Annotated in this window: 20 protein-coding genes, 2 pseudogenes and 1 riboswitch; all 22 genes and pseudogenes read right to left on the reverse strand. The window is 40.1% G+C overall.

What is annotated here, in order from left to right; genetic code table 11:
• Positions 1-48 precede the first annotated feature (48 nt).
• Positions 49-970 (reverse strand): annotated as a pseudogene (locus DWX73_RS03990) (SPFH domain-containing protein).
• A 15-nt stretch (positions 971-985) separates the two neighbouring features.
• Complete coding sequence (locus DWX73_RS03995; protein WP_118347085.1) at positions 986-1420, reverse strand: NfeD family protein; 435 nt, start codon at positions 1418-1420, stop codon at positions 986-988.
• A 115-nt stretch (positions 1421-1535) separates the two neighbouring features.
• Positions 1536-2126: a VanZ family protein gene (locus tag DWX73_RS04000; protein WP_118347087.1), complete on the reverse strand. Its 591-nt coding sequence runs from the start codon at positions 2124-2126 to the stop codon at positions 1536-1538.
• Between the two features lie 141 nt (positions 2127-2267).
• The gene (locus DWX73_RS04005) at positions 2268-2945 is read right to left on the reverse strand and encodes a cell wall hydrolase (RefSeq protein WP_118347089.1); all 678 of its coding nucleotides are present in this window, start codon (positions 2943-2945) and stop codon (positions 2268-2270) included.
• A 128-nt stretch (positions 2946-3073) separates the two neighbouring features.
• Positions 3074-3868, reverse strand: a complete 795-nt coding sequence (rlmB, locus tag DWX73_RS04010) for a 23S rRNA (guanosine(2251)-2'-O)-methyltransferase RlmB (RefSeq protein WP_118347091.1) — start codon at positions 3866-3868, stop codon at positions 3074-3076.
• 14 nt (positions 3869-3882) lie between these two features.
• A complete protein-coding gene (locus DWX73_RS04015; RefSeq protein WP_118347093.1) occupies positions 3883-4530 on the reverse strand; it encodes a potassium channel family protein in 648 nt (215 codons plus the stop codon).
• A 53-nt stretch (positions 4531-4583) separates the two neighbouring features.
• On the reverse strand, positions 4584-5969 hold the full coding sequence (locus DWX73_RS04020; RefSeq protein ID WP_242996606.1) for a TrkH family potassium uptake protein: 1386 nt from the start codon (positions 5967-5969) through the stop codon (positions 4584-4586).
• Positions 5970-5979: 10 nt separating this feature from the next.
• Entirely contained in the window at positions 5980-6888 is a 909-nt protein-coding gene (locus DWX73_RS04025) for a DMT family transporter (RefSeq protein WP_118347095.1), read from the reverse strand.
• A gap of 140 nt (positions 6889-7028) precedes the next feature.
• Positions 7029-8242 (reverse strand): annotated as a pseudogene (locus DWX73_RS04030) (MalY/PatB family protein).
• A 2-nt stretch (positions 8243-8244) separates the two neighbouring features.
• Positions 8245-9009 carry an amino acid ABC transporter ATP-binding protein gene (locus tag DWX73_RS04035; protein ID WP_118347097.1) on the reverse strand — a complete coding sequence of 255 codons (765 nt, stop codon included), beginning with the start codon at positions 9007-9009 and terminating at the stop codon, positions 8245-8247.
• Entirely contained in the window at positions 9006-10214 is a 1209-nt protein-coding gene (locus DWX73_RS04040; RefSeq protein ID WP_118347099.1) for an amidohydrolase, read from the reverse strand. Before DWX73_RS04040 ends, DWX73_RS04035 begins: the two co-directional genes overlap by 4 nt.
• A 16-nt stretch (positions 10215-10230) precedes the next feature.
• Positions 10231-10941, reverse strand: coding sequence for an ABC transporter permease subunit (locus tag DWX73_RS04045; protein WP_118347101.1), 711 nt, complete (start codon positions 10939-10941; stop codon positions 10231-10233).
• A complete protein-coding gene (locus DWX73_RS04050; protein ID WP_118347103.1) occupies positions 10938-11651 on the reverse strand; it encodes an amino acid ABC transporter permease in 714 nt (237 codons plus the stop codon). Before DWX73_RS04050 ends, DWX73_RS04045 begins: the two co-directional genes overlap by 4 nt.
• Positions 11652-11689: 38 nt before the next feature.
• Positions 11690-12568: a transporter substrate-binding domain-containing protein gene (locus DWX73_RS04055; protein ID WP_118347105.1), complete on the reverse strand. Its 879-nt coding sequence runs from the start codon at positions 12566-12568 to the stop codon at positions 11690-11692.
• 249 nt (positions 12569-12817) lie between these two features.
• Positions 12818-13507: a response regulator transcription factor gene (locus DWX73_RS04060; RefSeq protein ID WP_118347107.1), complete on the reverse strand. Its 690-nt coding sequence runs from the start codon at positions 13505-13507 to the stop codon at positions 12818-12820.
• A complete protein-coding gene (locus DWX73_RS04065) occupies positions 13500-14996 on the reverse strand; it encodes a sensor histidine kinase (RefSeq protein ID WP_118347109.1) in 1497 nt (498 codons plus the stop codon). Before DWX73_RS04065 ends, DWX73_RS04060 begins: the two co-directional genes overlap by 8 nt.
• A gap of 168 nt (positions 14997-15164) precedes the next feature.
• Positions 15165-15365 (reverse strand): 4Fe-4S binding protein, encoded by a 201-nt coding sequence (locus DWX73_RS14725; protein WP_330413458.1) that lies wholly within the window; start codon positions 15363-15365, stop codon positions 15165-15167.
• A complete protein-coding gene (locus tag DWX73_RS04070; protein ID WP_242996610.1) occupies positions 15284-15925 on the reverse strand; it encodes a 4Fe-4S binding protein in 642 nt (213 codons plus the stop codon). The genes DWX73_RS14725 and DWX73_RS04070 overlap by 82 nt, the downstream gene beginning before the upstream one ends.
• 14 nt (positions 15926-15939) lie before the next feature.
• Positions 15940-16692: an acyl-CoA dehydratase activase gene (locus tag DWX73_RS04075; protein WP_118347111.1), complete on the reverse strand. Its 753-nt coding sequence runs from the start codon at positions 16690-16692 to the stop codon at positions 15940-15942.
• A 29-nt stretch (positions 16693-16721) separates the two neighbouring features.
• The gene (locus tag DWX73_RS04080) at positions 16722-17888 is read right to left on the reverse strand and encodes a double-cubane-cluster-containing anaerobic reductase (protein ID WP_118347113.1); all 1167 of its coding nucleotides are present in this window, start codon (positions 17886-17888) and stop codon (positions 16722-16724) included.
• Positions 17889-18060: 172 nt separating this feature from the next.
• Positions 18061-19248 carry a methionine adenosyltransferase gene (gene metK / locus DWX73_RS04085; RefSeq protein WP_118347115.1) on the reverse strand — a complete coding sequence of 396 codons (1188 nt, stop codon included), beginning with the start codon at positions 19246-19248 and terminating at the stop codon, positions 18061-18063.
• A gap of 77 nt (positions 19249-19325) precedes the next feature.
• Positions 19326-19428: riboswitch (SAM riboswitch) on the reverse strand.
• A gap of 108 nt (positions 19429-19536) precedes the next feature.
• The gene (locus tag DWX73_RS04090; RefSeq protein WP_118347117.1) at positions 19537-20829 is read right to left on the reverse strand and encodes a UDP-N-acetylglucosamine 1-carboxyvinyltransferase; all 1293 of its coding nucleotides are present in this window, start codon (positions 20827-20829) and stop codon (positions 19537-19539) included.
• Between the last annotated feature and the right edge of the window lie 242 nt (positions 20830-21071).

Raw genomic sequence — 21071 nt, forward strand, 5'->3', positions numbered from 1 at the left:
AGAAGGAAGAGCACACCTTCGGCATGTTCTTCCCTCTCATCTTCCTAATTAGTCTTCTTCTCTTGCAATCTCTGCGATGGACTGTACAAGTCCTGCAATGCCTTGGATCTCGGACGGAATGATAATCTTCGTTGCCTTTCCGTCTGCCGCCTTTGCAAATGCCTCCAGGCTCTTCATCGTCAATACAGCTTCATCTGCTCCTGCTTCTTTCAGGAAACGGATACCGTCTGCATTCGCCTGCTGCACTTTCAAGATTGCTTCCGCCTCACCTTCTGCTTCCTTAATCATCTTCTCTTTCTCAGCTTCAGCTCTTAAAATAGCAGCCTGTTTCTCAGCCTCAGCGTCCAGAATCGCAGATCCTTATGTCCCTCTGCCACAAGATGGTAGACTTCTTCTCACCTTCCGCACGGAGAATCGCTTCTCTTCGTTCACGTTCTGCTTTCATCTGTTTCTCCATCGCGTCACGGATTGCAGACGGCGGAATAATATTCTTCAGCTCAACACGGTTTACCTTAATGCCCCACGGATCTGTTGCAACATCCAGTGATGCCCGCATCTTCGTGTTGATCGTCTCTCTCGAAGTCAGTGTCTGATCCAGTTCCAGATCACCGATAATATTACGAAGTGTCGTTGCCGTCAGATTCTCAATCGCCATGATCGGATTCGCAACTCCATAGCAGAACAGCTTCGGATCCGTAATCTGATAAAATACAACCGTATCGATCTGCATTGTAACATTATCTTTCGTAATAACCGGCTGCGGTGGAAAATCAACGACCTGTTCCTTCAGGTCTACTTTTCGTGCCACTCGTTCCAGAATCGGGATTTTAAAATGAACTCCCACATTCCATGTCGCCTGATAAGCACCCAGTCTCTCTATAACCAGAGCCTGCGCCTGCTGAACGATCTTCACACAGGAAACAAGCAGCAGCACAATTAACACTAAAAACATAATTCCAATTATTTTCATAAAGATACCCATATACTACCTCACTTTCTCTTTGACAACCAATTTTACACCCTCTACTCTTAGAACTTCTACAGCAGCTCCCTCTGAAATGATCTTATCATCTGTCTCTGTTTTTGCAGACCATTCCATTCCGTTCAATTCTACTCTTCCCTTTGCATAGAGTGAATTAATGGCTTCTGTCACTATCCCTTCCTGACCAACAACGCTATCCACATTCGTCTTTGTCCTATCGCCGTTAAAGTGCTTCAACGCGATCGGTCTCGTCAGTACAAGAAGTATGATCGATACTGCAAAAAAGAGGATTACCTGACCGACCAGTCCCACTCCAAAAAATGATGCAAGACACGCCACAAGAGCTCCGCCGGCAAACCAGATCGTTGTAAGTCCGAGAGTCACAATCTCAATTATTAACAATACAATAATAAGCGCCAGCCAAATCATCGGATTCATATGCATCCTCCTCTCCCTTGAATCTTTTCTTCATCTTACTATATTCTCAATAAACTTACAACAGTGTTTAAAAATTTAAGAATTCTGTAAAATCATTTCTTTTTTATAATAATTTTTAATATTCTCTGCACATATGTCTTCGACAGAAAAGTCTTCGGCAATCCCGAATAACCATATATATCATCGAGAATATCAGAAAACCTGCAATACCGCCAAGCGCATTATTAAAAATGTCATCAAGCTCAAATAAGCCTCTTGTCGTATAATACTGCATCCCCTCAATAAACACTGTAAATGCAAGATCGCAGAGAAAAAACACTGCGAAATTCCTTGCCCACCTAAACAAGATTGGAACTAATATGCCAAACGGAACAAGCATCACAATATTACATACATCCTCTACAATCCTAATCTTACTTCCAGTCTCAAAATATGCACGGTAAGACCAGAAAAGATCCAGATTCGCCCGATGCACTCCGGTTGGTGTCCGATTATAGAGCGTTACTCCTGCTACACATCCCATATAAACACCAAGAAGCATACAGACACAGATTCCCTGAAAACTCAAATACTTCCATTGCGTAATTGTATATATCAATAAAAAGAAAATCGCGGATGCAATCATGATCAGACATACTTTCGTCCAGTCAAATTGAAACATCCGCGCCAGATAATTTTTATAATCTCCTGCTGTGATAAAATCCAAATCAGATACTCCCTTTCTGTTTATCAGCTCTGCTCTCCGGCAGACATTTCATTTCCCGAAGATAGTCTCCCCATTTCTCCGGAAATTAACCCTAATTATAAAGTAGGAGTATCGTTTTGACAAATTATTTTTTTCTTAAGTTTAATGGAACCAGTGTCCCCCGATCTGTATTCCGTAGTTACCGTATCCAAAATACAATGCATCGCCAACCGGGTTTACCCCCGCAAGCGCATCTGCCGCCGCCTGTCGGCAGCTCTCTGTTGTCTTTCCGCTTGCCAGTACCCGATCAAGTTTCCCGGTAATCGCCGGTCCAAACTGTCCGCTGTCATAAATAACATCTGTAATAGAGTTTGGAAATGTTCCGCTGGCTACCCGGTTTAAAACGACTGCACCTACAGCAATCTGCCCTTCATACGGTTCTCCGCCTGCCTCACAATAGATCAGTGCTGCCAGAAGTTCTTTCTCACTTTCTGCCACTGCTGCCGCCTTTGCAGCCGCTGCCTCTTCTGCCGCTTTTCTAGCTGCTTCCTCTGCTTCCAGACGCGCCTTTTCTGCCGCAGCTTTTTCTGCCTCAAGCCTCGCCTTTTCTTTTGCCGCTCTCTCTGCCTCCAGGCGCGCTTCCTCTGCCCGCTTTTCTTCCTGCAAATGTTCGCTCGTTTCCGTCGCCCATACCTCAAATGAAAGCGCTTCCAACGGACTCTCCTGCTGCAATACTCTTTTCTCCTGAGTTTCCGCTGCTGCTCCGGAGAATCCTGCCAGAACAAGACTAAATGCCACCGCTGCTCCACAGGAAATTATTTTTACTTTTTCAAATTTCATTTTGATATCCTCCAATATGTTTTGAAACAAATTTCGAATTGTTAATAAGATTATACACACTTATTTTAATTTTATTACATTTATTACAAATTTGTTACATTTTATTGCCCGGATATCTTAACACTATTTTATTTCTTTGTCAAATCTCTTCTTCTCTGCCGACAAGCCTCATACATTAAGACAGACGCCGCCACAGCGGCATTAAGGGACTCTACCTTTCCATACATTGGTATTTTTATTTTCTTTTCTGCGGCCTGTGCTACCTCTTCACGCAGTCCATTTCCTTCATTTCCGATAAGAAATGCCGCTGCTTCACAGAAATCTTCCTCATCATAAAAATGCTGTCCTTCCAAATGAGCCGCATAAGTTACAATTCCGCATTTTTTTAATTCCGCCAATACAGCCGGAAGATCTTCTACATATACGAAAGGCATCCGATAAATCGCTCCCATTGTTGAGCGGATTACTTTCGGGTTATACATATCCACACAATCTTTGCTGAGAATAATTCCTGTCGCACCGGCTCCCTCTGCAGTTCGCATAATCGTCCCAAGATTTCCCGGATCTTGAAGATTATCAAGCACCATCAAAAGCGGAGTCTTTTCCTGTTTCAAAATATCTTCCAATGTTGTCTCACTTCTCTTCACAAGATAAAGAGCTCCCTGGGGCGTCTGCGTATCTGAGACATGGCGAAAAACCTGATCAGATAAAATTTCCATTGGAACTCCGGCAAGATCCAGTTCATTCTTTCTCTTCTCATAAAAACTTTCTGACAGATACAACTTCTCTAAACGCTCTTTTGGTGTTTCCTTGAGCATCCGTATCCCCTCTGCCAGAAATATCCCTCTCTCTTCTCTGGCTTTTGCCTTCTTCTGCAGCTGAATCAACTGTTTCACTTGTGCATTTCCTGTACTTGTTATCATATTTTCAAATCTCCCTAGCTCTCACGGAATTTTTCTAATACCTCTTCTGCGCCTACCATAATCAATTCACAATCTTTCGGCAATGGCTTACAAGGATCAACCGTAATGCTGACTGTCTGATCAATCCGGTAACCAATTACATTGACTCCGTATTTTTCCCGGATTTTCAGTTCTACAAGACTTTTTCCGATCCACTCATCCGGAATAGCCAGCTCTACCATGCTATATTCATCCGAAAGATTAATCCAGTCACGAACCTTTGTAGAAACAAGACGTCTCGCCACCCGGATTCCCATTTCCTTTTCCGGAAAGATTACCGCATCCGCACCAACTTTTTTCAAAATATTTTCATGCAGACGGCTGTTGACTTTTGCCAATACATAAGGAACACCAATCTCCTTTAAAATGATTGTTGCAAGAATGCTCGCCTCAAGCTGCTCCGCTGCCGCAATCACAGCGCCATCCAGATTCCTTGCTCCGAGAGAGCGAAGTGTTTCTTCCTCCTCAATATCAGCACACATCGCATAGCTGACTTTATCTGCAATTGCCTCGACTTTCTCTTCTGATTTATCTACTACAATTACATTACATCCCATTTCCTCCAGTGTCAGCGCGACACTGACTCCAAAACTTCCAAGTCCTAATACAAGATATTCTCTCATAGCATAACTCCTCTCTGCTGTCTGTCCTCATTTACCGTTTCAAAAACTTTTCTCTAGCCTACCATAATCCGCCGTTCCGGAAGCTTTCTCGCTTTCTTTCCGATATCCTGACGTGATACAAAGGCAAGCACTACTGTTACCGGTCCAAGTCTTCCAATATACATCAAAAACATAATAACGCATTTGCTAAAATCAGAAAGCATCGGCGTAATCCCTGTACTCAGTCCGACTGTACCAATCGCAGACGTTGTTTCATAAATCACATCTCCAAGAGCCATTGCCGGTTCTGCTGCCGCTACAAGAATGGTACCGCCCAGAAGCGCAAGCACCGCCACCATCACAATTGATGCCCCTGTACGGACATTTTCGGCAGCAATCTTTCGTCCGAAGCACTCCGTATCTTTTCCTCCCCGCAGTACAGCAACACAGGAAAAGAGAAGCATCCCGGCAGTCGTTGTTTTAATACCGCCCGCTGTTCCTCCCGGAGAGCCTCCGATAAACATCAAAATACAGGAAAATAAAATCGTTGCATCACGAAGCCCACCCTGTGCAACTGTCGCAAATCCAGCTGTTCTAGTAGACACCGCATGAAAAAAAGATGCCAGCAGCTTATCTCCGTTTGACATTGCGCCAATGGTATCCGCATTGGAATACTCAAGACAAAAAATTCCGATTCCTCCTGCTGCAATAAGAATTCCGGTAATCACAAGTGTCATTTTCGTCTGCAGAGACATTTGCCTGAAAATCCTTCCCGGCGTTCTCTGATATGTCTCCCGGATCTTCAGCACATGAAGGATATCACTCCAGACAGTAAATCCCAATCCTCCGCTGATAATCAGCGCCATTGTAACAAGATTGATAACAGGATCCGTCACATATCCAGCCAGGCTGCTGTCTCCAAGAATATCAATTCCCGCATTACAAAACGCCGAGATCGAATGAAAGATGGAATACCAGATTCCTTTCCCAATTCCATATAGCGGAACAAAGCGAATTGCATAGCCAATTGCTCCCATCGCCTCTACTACCAAAGTAACTTTCAATACCCAACGAATCAGACGCACCATTCCTGAAAGTGTATCCATATTATAAGTTTGCTGTATATAAATGCGCTGACGCAATGTAATCCGTTTCCCAAGCAGCATAAAAAACACTGTCATACATACAATAATTCCAAGACCGCCTACCTGAATTAAAATCAGCAGAATCACTTTCCCAAATAATGTAAACTGAGCTGCCGGAACAATCGTTACAAGCCCTGTCACACATACCGCTGATACGGATGTGAAAAAAGCATCAATAAATGCAATCGGTTGCTGATTGCTGACCGGAAGCCATAGCAAAACTGCCCCTGCCAGGATAATTCCTAAAAATCCAGATACAAGCAGCTGCATCGTAGAAATATGAGATTGTCTTAATTTTTTATAATGAAATTTCATTGCATGTCCTCTATTCTGCACTTTTATTTACAATAATAATACCAACACTTACCATAATTAATGCAATTACTGTCTGCCAGGATAAAATATTTTCCCCAAGAAATAATGCTGAAAGCGCTACTCCAAATACCGGTATTGAAAATCCATAAATCGTTACTTTGCCGACAGAATTATATTTTAAAAGCAGACTCCATATACTGAATGCAACTGTAGATAACAGCGCCATATATCCAAGCAACAATGACGATTTCCATGTAAATCCGGTTACACTTCCGCCGGATACCATACCGGAGATCACAAGAATCGCTCCCCCGATCAAAAGCTGATATGCTGTAATCGTTACCGGAGATTCTCTGTCAGAAATCATTTTCAACGTGACAGAACTGATTCCATAGCATAACGCACTCATAAAAATCATTCCTTCTCCAAGAAGATGAAAACCATCTCCCCACGCTCCCGGTGACAGATTAATCACTATCACACCTGCAAACCCGATCGCACAGCCCACAGCCTTTTTCCATGTAATCTTTTCAGTCCGGATTAACACTGCTGCCGCAATAATAGAAATAAACGCATTTGACGCATTGATAACAGATCCCTTCGCTCCTGTTGTATTTGCCAGTCCAACGTAAAAGAAAAAATATTGCATTGCAGTCTGAAGAACTCCCTGTGCCGCAACATATTTTACGGAAGCACGTTTTACCGTTAATAATTTTCTCTCCATTACACTTCCTATTACAAATGTAAATATCCCTGCCAGAAAAAATCTATATCCTGCAAATAGAATCTGACTTCCAACATCTTGAATATGCAGTAATTCATATCCGATTTTCACGCATGGGAATGCACTTCCCCACAGCGCGCAACATAATAACGCCAAAAGGCATACCATCATTGGTTTTTGTAATTTTTCTTCCATAATTTTTCTCCCTGTTCTTCCTTTGACTCATTAGTATAGCACTTTTCTATGTGTGAAGATAGTAGTAATTTGTACATAAAAAAGTCTGGCAACCCCTACAGGGATTTACCAGACTTTTTATGCTAAAAGCAGTTTCTTCTTTATTTCACTTCAAAAACATATTTGTCCAGACGCTCAAACGCTTCTTTTACTCTGCTCAACGGTAATGCGAGGTTCATACGGATTGCATTTGCACCGTGGAATGCTCTTCCATCCTGCCATGCAACTCCTACATCCCATCCAGCTTTCAGAAGATCATCTACTGTCTTTCCTGTCTTCTGACACCATTTTGTACAATCCAGGAATAACATATAAGTACCTTGTGGTTTTGTCAGCTTCACACCTTCATAATTCTCTACGATATGATTGTATGCATAGTTACATTTTCACTTAATGTCTGACAAAGTTCATTTACCCATACCTCGCCTTCTTCACTGTAAGCTCCTACAAGTGCATGCATAGACACAACATTCATAGAATTATAATGGCATTTGCTGCTGCTTGCTCTTACAAGATCACGAAGATATTCATTATAAATAATATGATAACTTCCAACTAATCCTGCAAGGCTGAATGTCTTACTTGGTGCATACAGAGAAATGGTGCGGTTCTTTGCATCTTCGCTGATAGAAGAAAGCGGAGTATGATGATTGTCGTCTAAAATGATATCAGACCAGATCTCATCAGAAATCACAACACAGTTATTGTTCTTATAAACTTCCATTGCTTTTTCAAGTTCTTCACGCTCCCAAACTCTTCCACATGGATTGTGAGGATTGCAGAATACAGCCACATGAATATGGTTCTCTTTTAACTTGCGGTCCATATCTTCATAATCCATTCTCCATACGCCATCCGCATCCTGAACTAATGGGCTGTGAACAATCTTATAACCTCCACTAATAATACTGCTTGTAAATCCAACATAAGTAGGGCTGTGGAGCAATACACTGTCTCCTGGCTGTAAGAATGCTCTCAGCGCGGACATCAGACCTCCTAAAACACCATTTTCATAACCAATGCATTCTGCTGTAAGTCCTTCTGCATGGTTACGTTTTGTCTGCCAGTTGATAATTGCGTTGTTATACGCGTCTGATGTCATAAAATAACCAAAAGACGGGTGCTGGATTCGTTCTGTCATAGCTTTGATAATCGGTGGTGCTGTTGGGAAGTTCATATCTGCAATCCACATCGGAATAACATCAAATCCCTCTTTTGGACGCTCTGGAGCAAATCCAGGCATTTTTCCAAGTCCATCAACAGCAATTGCATCTTTTCCTTCTCGGTCTAAAATAGTAGTAAAATCGTATTTCATTGTTATTCTCCTGCTTTTTTATTAAATGATTTTGTAGCAATAATTCTGGATAAAAATTGTTTTGTTCGTTCTTCTTTTGGATGATTAAATATTTCATTCGGTGTTCCTTCTTCTACAACAACTCCTCCATCCATAAATACCACTTTATCTGCAATATCCTGTGCAAAACTAAGTTCATGCGTAACAACTAACATTGTAATTCCTCGCTTTGCAACACTCTTCATTACCTCTAATGTTTCATTAATTAATTCCGGATCTAATGCTGAAGTAGGTTCATCAAAAAGAATTACTTCCGGCTCCATCGCAATTGCTCTTGCTATTCCTACACGCTGCTGCTGTCCACCAGAAAGTTGAGATGGATAGTTATTTAAACGATCTTCCATTTTTACCCATGCAAGGGCTTCTTCTGCCTTCGCTCTTGCATCTTTTTTAGACATTTTCTTTACAACCACAAGTCCGTGCATTACATTTTCCAAAGCTGTTTTATTCGCAAACAAATTATAGTTTTGAAATACAAATCCTACTTTTTTACGAATTTCTCTAATTTCTTTTTTAGATACCTTCGAAAAGTCTACAGTTGTATCCCCAACAGTTAAAGTACCGCTGTCAGCATGCTCGAGAAAATTAATACACCTTAACATGGTTGTTTTTCCAGAACCACTTGGACCAAGTACCACGACAACTTCATGCGGCTGAACTGAAAGTGAAACATCTTTCAATATTTCTAAATCATCAAAACTTTTTTTAATATTTTTTATCTCAATCATTTTATATTGCTTCCTTCCATCAAATTCACCACATAATTTACAGTAGCTTTTACTCCCATATCTAAAACGTTTTCATCTACATCAAAACGTTCATTATGGTGTTCTGCACCACTTCCATAATCTGAATTTCTAATCCCTAAAAGAGCAAGCACTCCAGGATATTCTTGTAAATATTTTCCAAAACTCTCCGATGCATACCAACGTTGGAAAACATCTGGTACCGCTTCGCCTCCATAAATCTCTTTAACTGCTTTTTTAGCTAATTTTGCACATGCAATATCATTAATAACAGGGATTCCGACTTCTCCCGCCATTTTACTATAATCAACTTGACAATTATGCATTGCCGCAGTATGTTCAGCTACTTTAATAACAATATCTCTTGCTTTCATTCCTTCTTCACGATCAAAAAAACGCATAGAACCACTAATATAAGCTTCTTCTGGGAAAATATTAAATGATTCTCCACCTCTAATAGAAGTTAATCCAAATGTTACTGTTTTTTCAACATTTAGTTGATTCACAAACGCTCCTGGAATATTAGCTGCAATTGCTGCCGCTGCAAATACAGGATTAATCGAAAGATCCGGTCTGGAACCGTGTCCGCCTTTTCCTTTTACCGTTAATTCTAATGGTGCAAAACCAGCCATGCAAGGTCCTTCACAAATACCTATTTTTCCTGACTCTAAAGCTGAATATACATGAATTGCCCATGCTGTATCAACTCTTTTTTTACTCAGCACTTCTAAAATTTGTCGGTGGCTTGTCCCAACCTCTTCTCCTGCTTCAAAACAAAAATAAATCACTCCATTAAGTTCTTCTTTCATAGAACACAAGACTTCCATGCTGCCAAGAAGCATCGCACAATGAGCATCATGACCACAAGCATGACATGTATTTTCCTGCTCAGATATACATGTACGCGTTTGACAAAGATTTTGCAGGTTCTCCTTTATTGGAAGCGCATCTATATCTGCCCGAAGAACTATGTGAGGTCCTTGTTTTCCTGTATCTAAGGTGGCTATAAGCGCCGTTTCTGTTACTTCTTCAAACGGTAAGTGTAACCTCTTTACTATTTTTAAAATATATTCCTTTGTTTTGAATTCTTTTCCACCTAGTTCGGCAAATGTATGGATTTTTCTGCGATGCTCTATTACGGATTGTTTCACATCATCTGCATGATTGATAAGATTTATTAATTCCATTTCATTATCCTTTCTACTATCTCATTGCCATCTGCTTAACACTCTTTGAAAAAGACTTTTCCAATGATTTTCCAATTTTTTCAATAATAATACCAAGTACCCAGAATACAATTGCCGCAGCAAGATACGCTTCTAAAAAACAATATGCGTCTGTTGCAGCATCTGTCGCACCTTTTAAAATATCACTAACTCCCATAACATTTACTAATGCAGTTGTTTTCATTAATGATAATGTACTATTTGTTAACATCGGAATAATAACTCTAAACATCTGCGGGAGGATGATATCACGAAATGTTTGAAAGGATGTCATTCCTATCGCATATCCCGCCTCAAATTGTCCGCGCGGAATTGCCATCAAACCGCTTCGTAAAACTTCGGAAATCCCCGGCAAGCAAACAATACAAAGCGCAACAATCGCAATATAGATTAAATTCACATCTCGGATTGTAATTTTTAAATGTAATGCTTTAATTACATCATTAAATGTATTTGTATAAACCATAATACAAATCAAAAGAATTAAGTTTGCAGGAAATGCCTTACAAAGTGCAATTACCACATCCAAAATAGGTGCAATAACAGGTACACGATATGTTCTGATTAACGCAATCCCCATTCCTATAATCAGACAAATAAATAGTGTTGCAAAACACATTAATAAGTTTTGCGGAACCTTAGAAATTGCAGCCTGCAAACAAAGAATAAAATATTTTCCTTGAATCATCTCGCACCCTGCCTCCGTCTTTTTCCATATACTTCTCGTTGTCCAAAGGCTAATCGTTTATTCACATATCTAAAAATCGCTTCTAGTGCAAGGCTGATAATTGCAAATACGATTGCACAACATATATATCCTTCTAGCATATGTCCTCTTGATACGCTAATATTTCTTGCCTTTCCTACCATATCAATTACGTTCACCATATATGCAAGTGCTGTTGCCTGGAATAATCCAATAAACATATTTCCTAACATTGGCAATGAAATCTTCAAAGCCTGCGGGACAATAATATCCCGCATTGTCTGAAATTCTGACATTCCAACCGCATAACCTGCTTCCATCTGTCCAGATGGTACCGCTAAAATAGATGAACGGATTGTTTCTGATAAGAAAGCCGAAATATTGATACTATACGCAATAAATACGAATATAACCGGATTCCACTCATATGCATCAATTCCGAATTTGGCCATAAGTAGCGGAATACCAAAATAAACAACAAACATCTGTGTAATGACTGGCGTACAACGTACATATGATACATAGACTGTAAGAAACTGCTCTAAAACCGGAATTTTCTTTAATCTCGCAATTGCAATCAGAAAACCAAATATAAAACTAATTACAAATGGTACAAGCACCAGTTCCAATGTCACTGGAAATTTTTCTATAATATCCGGAAAATATTCAACTACATATTTCCATGAAAACATCTCCGTCTCCTCGTCTTTCTAAACAATGACTTTATCTTCTATTCCGGTTTCACTGAATAATCTCCATTAAACCATTTCATGCAGAGTTCTTTGATTACCCCTTCTTCTCGAAGCTCTTTAATCGCAGCATCAAAGTCAGCCTGAAGATCATCATTTCCCTTTTTCAGAAGTGCATATGTACCACAATCTGCATCATCACCTAATAAACTCACAGTACTCATTTCTATTTCTGCCTCTGGATATCTGTCAAAAAATCTTGTCTGGCAATCAAACACTGTATGCGTATATGCATCATAAAGACCATTTTCAATACCAGAAAGAATACTTTCATCATTTGGCATTGTCTCTTGCAAAACAATCGGATTATCTGGATGCTCTTCATTGAATGCAACTAATGCTTTACCAATATTATCATTTCCGGAATTTGCCAATGTTTTGCCAGCAAGACTTTCCATATCTGAAATATCTGTACGTCCTTTTTTAAACACAAGTCGATATTCTCCGAAATACATTAAGGACTCTGCAGACACATTGTATTTTTCTGCTCGCTCTGCATTATACCCTAAATGATGAGAAACAATGTCATATTTTCCTGTTTCAAGCCCACCAAACAAGTTATCCCATGAATCACATACTACTTTAACATCGTATTTATCAGACATTTTTTCTGCAACTTTTGTAAATAGTTCATATTCATATCCATCCGGTTTTTCTTCTTCATTCAAATAGCAGAATGGTTTGTAACCATTTCCAATTGCAATTTTAATTTTTTTCTTATCACCGCTTTCTGCCCCTTTATCCTGCTCCTCTGTTTTACTCGCATTTCCTTCATTGGCATCCTTAGAGCCACCACATCCTGCAAGTGCTGATACTGCCATAACGCTACACATTAATAATGCTAATACTTTCTTTTTCATTTTATTCTTTTTATCCTCCTAAAATATAATTGATGTAATTTTACCCCCCCCAGTATTTTGTCTAATTTGTATTTTTTTATATATATTGCTATTTATAGCTTTCCTCTATTTCCATTAATAAATTGTAATAAACAAGCAAAAAACCAACAGTTTTACAGGCATTTTAGCCTATTTTACTGTTGGTTTTTCCTATCCTAATCTCATTTCAAAATTCTCTATTATATTTTTTCATAATGATAAATTGCTTTATTATACCTTGAAGCGATATCCCACACCCCAGATTGTTTCAATGTATTGCGGATTTGAGGTGTCAAATTCAATTTTCTCTCGAATCTTCTTGATATGAACTGTTACTGTCGCAATATCTCCGATAGATTCCATATCCCAGATTTCGCTGAACAGTTCGTCTTTCTTGTATACATGGTTTGGGTGACTTGCAAGAAATGCCAGCAGATCGAATTCTTTTGTGGTAAATGTCTTCTCTTCACCATTCACCCATACTCTTCTTGCTGTTGTATCAATCTTAAGCCCACGGATTTCAATGATTTTATTTTCCTGAGCATTACTTCCAATCAACCGTTCATAACGAGCTAAATGTGCTTTTACACGCGCTACAAGCTCACTCGGGCTAAATGGCTTTGTCATATAGTCATCTGCTCCAAGCCCAAGTCCACGAATCTTATCAATATCATCTTTCTTGGCTGATACCATAATGATTGGAGTATTCTTCTTATTTCGAATCTCTTTACAGATTTCAAATCCATCCACACCCGGAAGCATCAAGTCAAGAATGAACAGATCATAGTCTTTATTTAACGCCTGATGTAATCCTGCGCTTCCGTCATTCATCACTTCAACTTCAAAACCGCTCAACTCCAGATAGTCTTTCTCCAGCTCTGCAATTGCTTCTTCATCTTCAATTATTAATATCCTACTCATTTGCAGGTACCTCCTGATATTTTCTTATTACGAAGTACATTGTCGTTCCGGTTCCTTCCTTACTTGTCGCCCAGATCTTTCCACCGTGCTCTTCCACAATCTTCTTCACAATCGACAGTCCGATTCCGCTGCCGCCTTTTGACGAATTCCGTGATGCATCCGTTCGGTAAAAACGATCAAAAATATTCGGAAGTTCCTTTGCTCCGATGCCTTTTCCATTATCTTCAAGCTCAACCTGAATGAAATCTCCCACGTCTTTGATCCTCAGATTGATAATTGCCTGTTCTTTATCCATATATTTCAGTGAATTTGAAATAATGTTATTGATTACTCGCTTTAACTGCTCTGCATCTGCAATGATCTTAACACTGCTGTCCACATAATTAAAATAAGTAAAACCAACTCCCTTTGCACTCAGTTCTAATTGAAGATCCTCTGCACAGTCATCAAAATAATCTGCTACAAGGAGCGTTGCAAAATTATATGGGATTCGATTCGTATCAATCTTTGAATACAATGTCAGCTCATTAATCAGCCTCTCCATTTCTGTTGCTTTATTGTAGATTGTCCGAACATATTTATTCATCTTTTCAGGTGTATCGGCAACTCCATCAATAATTCCTTCTGCATAACCTTTGATTGCTGTAATCGGAGTTTTCAGGTCGTGAGAAATATTACTGATCAGTTCTTTATTCTCCTGGTCAAATTTCAGCTTCTCTTCCGCATTATCCTGAAGCCTTTTTCTCATTTCTTCAAAGTTCTGGCACAAACTTCCAAGCTCATCATCTGTCTCCGGTTCCAATTCAAAATCCAGATTACCTTCTTTGATATTATTTGCAGCATCCTGCATCTTTGCAATCGGCTGTGAAATTCCCCGGTAGATCCATATAATCATCAGTGACGCCGTCAGCACAAGTGTAAGAATCACTGCCAGCAGAATATCAATCAGGAATTCCTTTACTTCCGGCATAACTTCTCCCACATCTGTCACAATAAAGGCGCTGCCCTTAGATCCATCACTGTATTTAAAGTCTACCTGCTTTAATAATACCGGAAGCTCCCCTCCAAGATAAACCCCATTTTCAGAACCTGATGTATCTGAATTGTACGCCGGAAGTTCTGCTATTACTCTTGTGGTTCCTTCCAGTTCTTCTCCAAGAAATACAATTGTATCTGCCTTTCTTACAAGAAGATATGAATTTTTCTTTAAAAGCTGTCTGTTAAATGTTTCCAGATATGTGGCGTCTTCAAGTTGTGTCGGTTTACACCTTGCTACGTCTGTCAGTTCATGATAAGAGGCTTCTGTCAGCCTGTTAAATATCTGAGTTGGATTAGAAAATGTCTCGTAGGTTGTCCCTGTAATTCCATATGTTTTCTCAATTGCTTTAATCTGATACTGTCCAAATCCTACAATTGCCAGTGATGTCAAAAAAACCGGAAGTGTGATGACTGTAATAAATGCTATGATCAGCCTCATTTTCAGCTTCATACATCTACATCCTTTCACTTTGTTTCTCTTTCTTATCATACCATAAGTCTGCCGGCAATTCACGAAAGCACACATAAACATTTATAAATTTTTTGTAAAATAGCTTGTGTATCTGTACATTAAAAGACGCCGTTTTTACAAAACGGCGCCTGGATAAGCAAATATTTTTTACCAGAATATTTCGTTTTCTTTTCTTTCCCGGAAAAGCGGTTCCATCTTTTCTGCAACTGCGTTCAGCATCATTTCATCCAAATGTTTTGCATTCTCTGGACAAACCTGAATACATCTCATACAGGAAATACATTTTTCCTCATCGACGGTTCCCGGCGCTTCCGATGAAAGCGCATCTGCGGACATGCTTTGACACATGCACCGCACTGATTACATGTCTCGGATGTGATTGGCTTAAACGGAACTCCATTGTACTCTTTATAAGGTCTGTTTCCTTTCACGTTCAATTCTCCGCTGACCGACTGTGACAATTTATCTTTCAGCTGCTGTGCAAATTCCTTTAACTGCGCTTCATCTTTTGCATCAGGTCTTCCTGCTGCATACTGCCGCATCAATGAATGTTCTGCAATTGCAGTAATACCGCTTGCACAGATAAAATTCTGCTGCTTTGCCACATCATATAGTTCCAGAAGTGTATCATCGTAATCTCTGTTTCCATACACAACTACCAAAACAGCTTTTGCTCCATTTCCACTGAGCTTTTGAAGACGTTCCACTGCAAGTGCCGGCACACGTCCGCCATAGGACGGAACGCTGATAAAACAGATATCTTCTGCTGTCAGCTGAACCTTCTCATAATCTGTCGTTCTATCACACAAATCAATCTCCGTATAGTTTTCTGCAAATTCTTTTGCAAGAATATCTGCGACTTTCTTTGTTCCATTCGTTGGACTAAAAACAATAGAATATGTACTCATTTCTTATCTCTCCCTTAATTTTCTTCTGCTAAAATCGCTGCTCCGATCGCGCCGGCATAACGCGCTAACGGTTTACTTGTTACCGGAGCATTTAATGCTTTTGACAACCGTTCAAGTACATACTCATCCTCACAAAGTCCTCCTGTAAGAAAATACTTATCAGCAGGCACTTGTGATACAAGCTGAACAACTTTTGTCACAACGGATTCAATAACTCCATTGGCAATATCTTCCCTCGGCGTTCCCTTACCAATCAAAGAAATAACTTCTGATTCCGCAAATACTGTACACATAGAGCTGATGGTGATCGGATTTCCTTTTCTCGCAAGCTGAGAAAGCTCATCCTGTGTCAATCCAAGCCGGTTCGTCATGACTTCAATGAACTTTCCTGTTCCTGCTGAACATTTATCATTCATGATAAATTTCATAATTCTTCCTTTTTTTAAAGAAATCCCTTTCGTATCCTGACCACCGATATCAATGACTGTTCCATCTTCTTCAAATAAAAACTGTGCACCTTTTCCGTGACAGGTAATTTCTGTTACAACATCATCCGCATATGGAACAGAAATACGACCGTATCCTGTTGCTACATACTTGCTGTTCTCTTTTGTAATTCCCTCTGCTTCCAGCATCGTATAGATTTTCTCTGCGACTTTTCTACTGCTGAAGCCTGTATCTAAAAGCAGTGTTTTTACTACTTTATGATCCTTAACTACTGCTACTTTTGTTGCGCTGGATCCAATGTCTATCCCTACCTGATACATGATATTCTTTTTCTCCTTCAACAACCTGATTATAAAATCTCAAGAAATGCTCCAATTCTTGTTTCAAGCTGTCCACTGTCTGTCGGAGAATAGTCTGTCTCTAATTTCATATATGGAATTCCCATATCTTCCACTGCTCTTCTCATTGCTGTAGATTCTACGTTAAATGTATGACATGCCTGAAGTACCACTTCTACAACACCGTCTACTTTATATTTCTCGATCATGGCTTTTGTATTTTCAATTCTTGCATCATTTCTTGTCATAACTGAACAATGAATTTCAAGATAACGGTCTGCAATTGCCTGGATGATATCGTCTGCTTCTTCATCTACTAGCATTCTCTGCGTTCTCTCACCGCCGCAGTCATCGATACATACAATTACCCCACCATTATCCTCAATCACATTCGCTACCTTCTGAATAACTCCAAAGGATGGACAGCCTGTCAGAAGAATTCTCTTAGCGCTCTTCGGAATCGGATGTTCTCCTGCCTCATAAGCAGCTTTGGATTTCTCAAGCAATCTCTCAATTCCGGCAATCTGATCTTCAATTCTAAAGGCAAATGTCCCTTGCTGAAGTGTGATCAGCATTTCTGTTCCTTTCATTGGCGGCGGACACTGTCCCTGTAATTCAAACATTTCACACATGAGTTTTCTCAAGCGGTTTCTATCATGGGCTGCTTTTCTCAGCTGCTCGTCTGTAATCTCGATATTATATTTCTCTTCCAGACGTTTCTTCAAAAGCCGAAGTTCTTCTGCCCAAATCTGTTTCGCATATGCACGTTCCTGACTTTGTGGAAGATGAAGTACATACATCTCTTTCAGATCATTCAACAGCTCATACATCTTTTTCTTTCCATCACATGTTGTTTCTCCAATGATCATATCTGCAAAATATGTAAATGGACACTTATCTGTATATGCAAATCCATAAGTTGCTTTAATCAATGGACAGAGATTTTTCGGAAGATCTAACTCTGCATCTGACACCGTCTCATTACTTGTACCACACAATGCCACGGAAGAGATTCCACCTGCATCCATAATCTCCAGTGGTGTGTAAGAGCATAAAAATCCTACTAATTTTCCGCCATTTTCTTTAAATTCTTTTACCTTTAAGAATGCTGCTTTTCTCGCATCTACAAATTCATCAAAGGTTTTTGGTAATTCCAGTTCTAATCCTTCTGTTCCCATATTTATTTTCTCCTTCACTTGTTTTTAATATTATTGTATCTAGCTTAGAAATGAGCGTCAAATAGGTATTGCGTATAAATTGTACTATTCATTGTCTTTATCTATAGCTTTCACAAAAAAACGGAGACACTGCTGCTGCAATATCTCCGCTTAATTGTTCCGCTATTTTCTTTTATAAATAACTCTTCAGTGTTTCCACTTTATCTAATTTCTCCCACGGAAGATCCAGATCGTTGCGTCCGAAATGTCCGTAAGCTGCTGTCTGTTTGTAGATCGGACGGCGCAGATCTAACATTTTGATAATTCCTGCCGGACGAAGGTCAAAGTTCTCTCTGACAATCTCAACTAATTTAGATTCTGCAATCTTACCTGTACCAAAGGTATCGATCATAATTGATGTCGGATGTGCAACACCGATCGCATAAGAAAGCTGAATCTCACATTTCTTTGCAATACCTGCTGCCACGATATTTTTGGCAACATAACGCGCTGCATAAGCTGCTGAACGGTCTACCTTTGTACAGTCTTTTCCGGAGAAAGCACCACCACCGTGACGAGCTGTTCCACCGTAAGTATCAACAATAATCTTGCGTCCTGTCAGTCCGCTGTCACCGTGAGGTCCACCGATTACGAAACGTCCTGTCGGGTTGATGAAGAATTTTGTCTTCTCATCAATCATCTCTGCCGGAAGGATCGGCTCAAATACATGTTTCTTAATATCGGCATGAATCTGCTCCTGTGTAATATCCGGATCGTGCTGTGTAGAAAGTACAACAGCATCCAGACGGCACGGAACACCTTCTTCATCATATTCTACTGTAACCTGTGATTTTCCATCTGGTCTCAGATATGGAAGTGTACCGTTCTTTCTTACTTCTGTCAGTCTTCTTGATAACTTATGTGCAAGAGAGATCGGATATGGCATATATTCCTCTGTCTCGTCACATGCGTAACCAAACATCATTCCCTGGTCTCCGGCTCCGATTGCGTCCAGCTCTTCATCTGTCATTGTATGCTCTTTTGCTTCGAGCGCCTTATCTACTCCAAGAGCGATATCTTCTGACTGCTCATCGATCATTGTGATGACACCACAGTTATCTGCATCAAATCCGAATTTTCCTCGTGTATATCCGATTTCGCGAACTGTTTCACGCACAATTTTCTGGATATCTACGTAAGCATTCGTTGTAATCTCTCCCATAACCATAACCATACCTGTTGTTGTGGCTGTCTCACATGCAACACGGCTCATTGGATCCTGTTCCATTAACGCATCCAGGATCGCATCTGAGATTGCGTCACACATTTTATCCGGATGTCCTTCTGTTACTGATTCTGATGTAAATAATCTTCTTTCCATCTTAAAGTCCTTTCTTAACTATCATACATTGAAAAAACAGCCCGAATAATCGGACTGTTTCTCTATCTTAAACAATCCTCTTATTGTTCGATCACTCGCTCAGGCTGGCACCTTCCTCAATATTTGAGAGGTTGCCGTGGCTTCACAGATCCTTTGTATCTCCACCACTCTGAATAAAAGGCTATTTCTTCTCTTTTCATTTGCTGCACGATATACATTATACCGTTTTTCCGGAAATGTCAAGCAATTTTTTCGCTTTCCTCCGGTGTTATTCCTAATGCTTTTTTCTTAGCTGACTTTCAGCTTAAATTTCTTAATATCTTTCTCTGTCTCTACTTTCTCAATCAAACCGCCAAGACGTCTGAGCTTCTCTTCAAAGCACTCATATCCTCTCTGGATATAAACGATATCGTCCACGATCGTAATTCCATCTGCCACAAGTCCGGCAATACAAAGCGCTGCACCGGCTCTCAGGTCCGGAGCGCTCACTCTCGCACCGGAGAATCTCTCCACGCCTTCGATCGTTGCAGAATTCCCCTCTACTTTAGAAACGCCGCCCATACGAGCCAGCTCATCCAAATATTTGAAACGATTTTCAAAAATACTTTCTGTAATCGTACTTGTCCCTTCTGACAGAGATAACAGTACTCCCATCTGCGGCTGCATATCTGTCGGGAAGCCCGGATATGGAAGTGTCTTTACCTGTGTATGTCCCAGACGCTTCTTCGCCACAACTCTTACTGCATCATCAAATTCTTCTACTTCGCATCCAATCTCTACAAGCTTCGCTGTCGTTGCCTCAAGATGCTTTGGAATCACATTCATTACCGTTACATCTCCGCGGGTAGCTGCTGCTGCAAACATAAATGTACCGGCTTCGATCTGATCCGGAATAATAGAGTAAGATGTTTTATTTAACTTGGAAACCCCTTTGATACGAATTACATCTGTTCCTGCTCCCTTAATATTAGCGCCCATGCTGTTCAGGAAATTGGCAACATCTACAACATGCGGTTCTTTTGCAACATTCTCCAGAATGGTATTCCCCTCTGCCATCGCTGCTGCCATCATGACATTGATCGTCGCTCCGACACTAACAACATCAAAATACAGATGTGTTCCCTTCAGTCTCTCTGCCTCTGCAAGAATTGAACCATGCTCAATCTCAACCTCTGCCCCAAGAGCGCGGAATCCTTTCAGATGCTGATCAATCGGACGGCTTCCGATATTGCATCCGCCCGGCAATGCAACTTCTGCTCTTTTGTATTTTCCTAACAAAGCACCCAGCAGATAGTAAGATGCACGAATCTTCTTGATATAGTCATATTCAATCGCAAGATCACTAATCGTGCTTCCATTAATCTTGACAGTATGTCTGTCAATTCTCTGTACAGTTGCTCCAATTCCACTGATTGCCTCAAGCAATACATTAATATCATTCACATCCGGAAGGTTATCGATTGTTACTGTCTCATCCGTCATGATCGCTGCCGCGAGAATTGCAAGCGCTGCATTCTTTGCACCGGCAATCTCAACTTCGCCAACGAGCGGATTACCACCTTTAATTATATACTGTTCCATATCGCACCTCGATTATCGATTTCTATTTACAGATCCAATTTATTTTTCTAAAAATCTTATTTCCAAAAATAAAAAAAGAAAGCCTCTAAAAGCTTATAATCTTTACCATTATAGCATAAAATACGGATTTGTAAAATATTTTTTATTTTCCAACGTTTCGCAGACCGCTGAGCGTTCGATTCTATTTACTTATTGTGTCAAAAGACGCTTTCAAGTATACGATGATGTTTCTGTTTTTCATC

The organism is Coprococcus sp. AF21-14LB (assembly GCF_003458885.1).
GTDB lineage: Bacteria > Bacillota > Clostridia > Lachnospirales > Lachnospiraceae > UBA9414.

Coding starts and splice junctions, on each gene's coding strand:
- DWX73_RS03995 (WP_118347085.1), bottom strand. CDS start 1,420: ATGAATCCGATGATTTGGCTGGCGCTTATTATTGTATTGTTAATAATT.
- DWX73_RS04005 (WP_118347089.1), bottom strand. CDS start 2,945: ATGAAATTTGAAAAAGTAAAAATAATTTCCTGTGGAGCAGCGGTGGCA.
- rlmB (WP_118347091.1), bottom strand. CDS start 3,868: ATGATAACAAGTACAGGAAATGCACAAGTGAAACAGTTGATTCAGCTG.
- DWX73_RS04015 (WP_118347093.1), bottom strand. CDS start 4,530: ATGAGAGAATATCTTGTATTAGGACTTGGAAGTTTTGGAGTCAGTGTC.
- DWX73_RS04020 (WP_242996606.1), bottom strand. CDS start 5,969: ATGAAATTTCATTATAAAAAATTAAGACAATCTCATATTTCTACGATG.
- DWX73_RS04025 (WP_118347095.1), bottom strand. CDS start 6,888: ATGGAAGAAAAATTACAAAAACCAATGATGGTATGCCTTTTGGCGTTA.
- DWX73_RS04035 (WP_118347097.1), bottom strand. CDS start 9,009: ATGATTGAGATAAAAAATATTAAAAAAAGTTTTGATGATTTAGAAATA.
- DWX73_RS04040 (WP_118347099.1), bottom strand. CDS start 10,214: ATGGAATTAATAAATCTTATCAATCATGCAGATGATGTGAAACAATCC.
- DWX73_RS04045 (WP_118347101.1), bottom strand. CDS start 10,941: ATGATTCAAGGAAAATATTTTATTCTTTGTTTGCAGGCTGCAATTTCT.
- DWX73_RS04050 (WP_118347103.1), bottom strand. CDS start 11,651: ATGTTTTCATGGAAATATGTAGTTGAATATTTTCCGGATATTATAGAA.
- DWX73_RS04055 (WP_118347105.1), bottom strand. CDS start 12,568: ATGAAAAAGAAAGTATTAGCATTATTAATGTGTAGCGTTATGGCAGTA.
- DWX73_RS04060 (WP_118347107.1), bottom strand. CDS start 13,507: ATGAGTAGGATATTAATAATTGAAGATGAAGAAGCAATTGCAGAGCTG.
- DWX73_RS04065 (WP_118347109.1), bottom strand. CDS start 14,996: ATGAAGCTGAAAATGAGGCTGATCATAGCATTTATTACAGTCATCACA.
- DWX73_RS14725 (WP_330413458.1), bottom strand. CDS start 15,365: ATGTGTCAAAGCATGTCCGCAGATGCGCTTTCATCGGAAGCGCCGGGA.
- DWX73_RS04070 (WP_242996610.1), bottom strand. CDS start 15,925: ATGAGTACATATTCTATTGTTTTTAGTCCAACGAATGGAACAAAGAAA.
- DWX73_RS04075 (WP_118347111.1), bottom strand. CDS start 16,692: ATGTATCAGGTAGGGATAGACATTGGATCCAGCGCAACAAAAGTAGCA.
- DWX73_RS04080 (WP_118347113.1), bottom strand. CDS start 17,888: ATGGGAACAGAAGGATTAGAACTGGAATTACCAAAAACCTTTGATGAA.
- metK (WP_118347115.1), bottom strand. CDS start 19,248: ATGGAAAGAAGATTATTTACATCAGAATCAGTAACAGAAGGACATCCG.
- DWX73_RS04090 (WP_118347117.1), bottom strand. CDS start 20,829: ATGGAACAGTATATAATTAAAGGTGGTAATCCGCTCGTTGGCGAAGTT.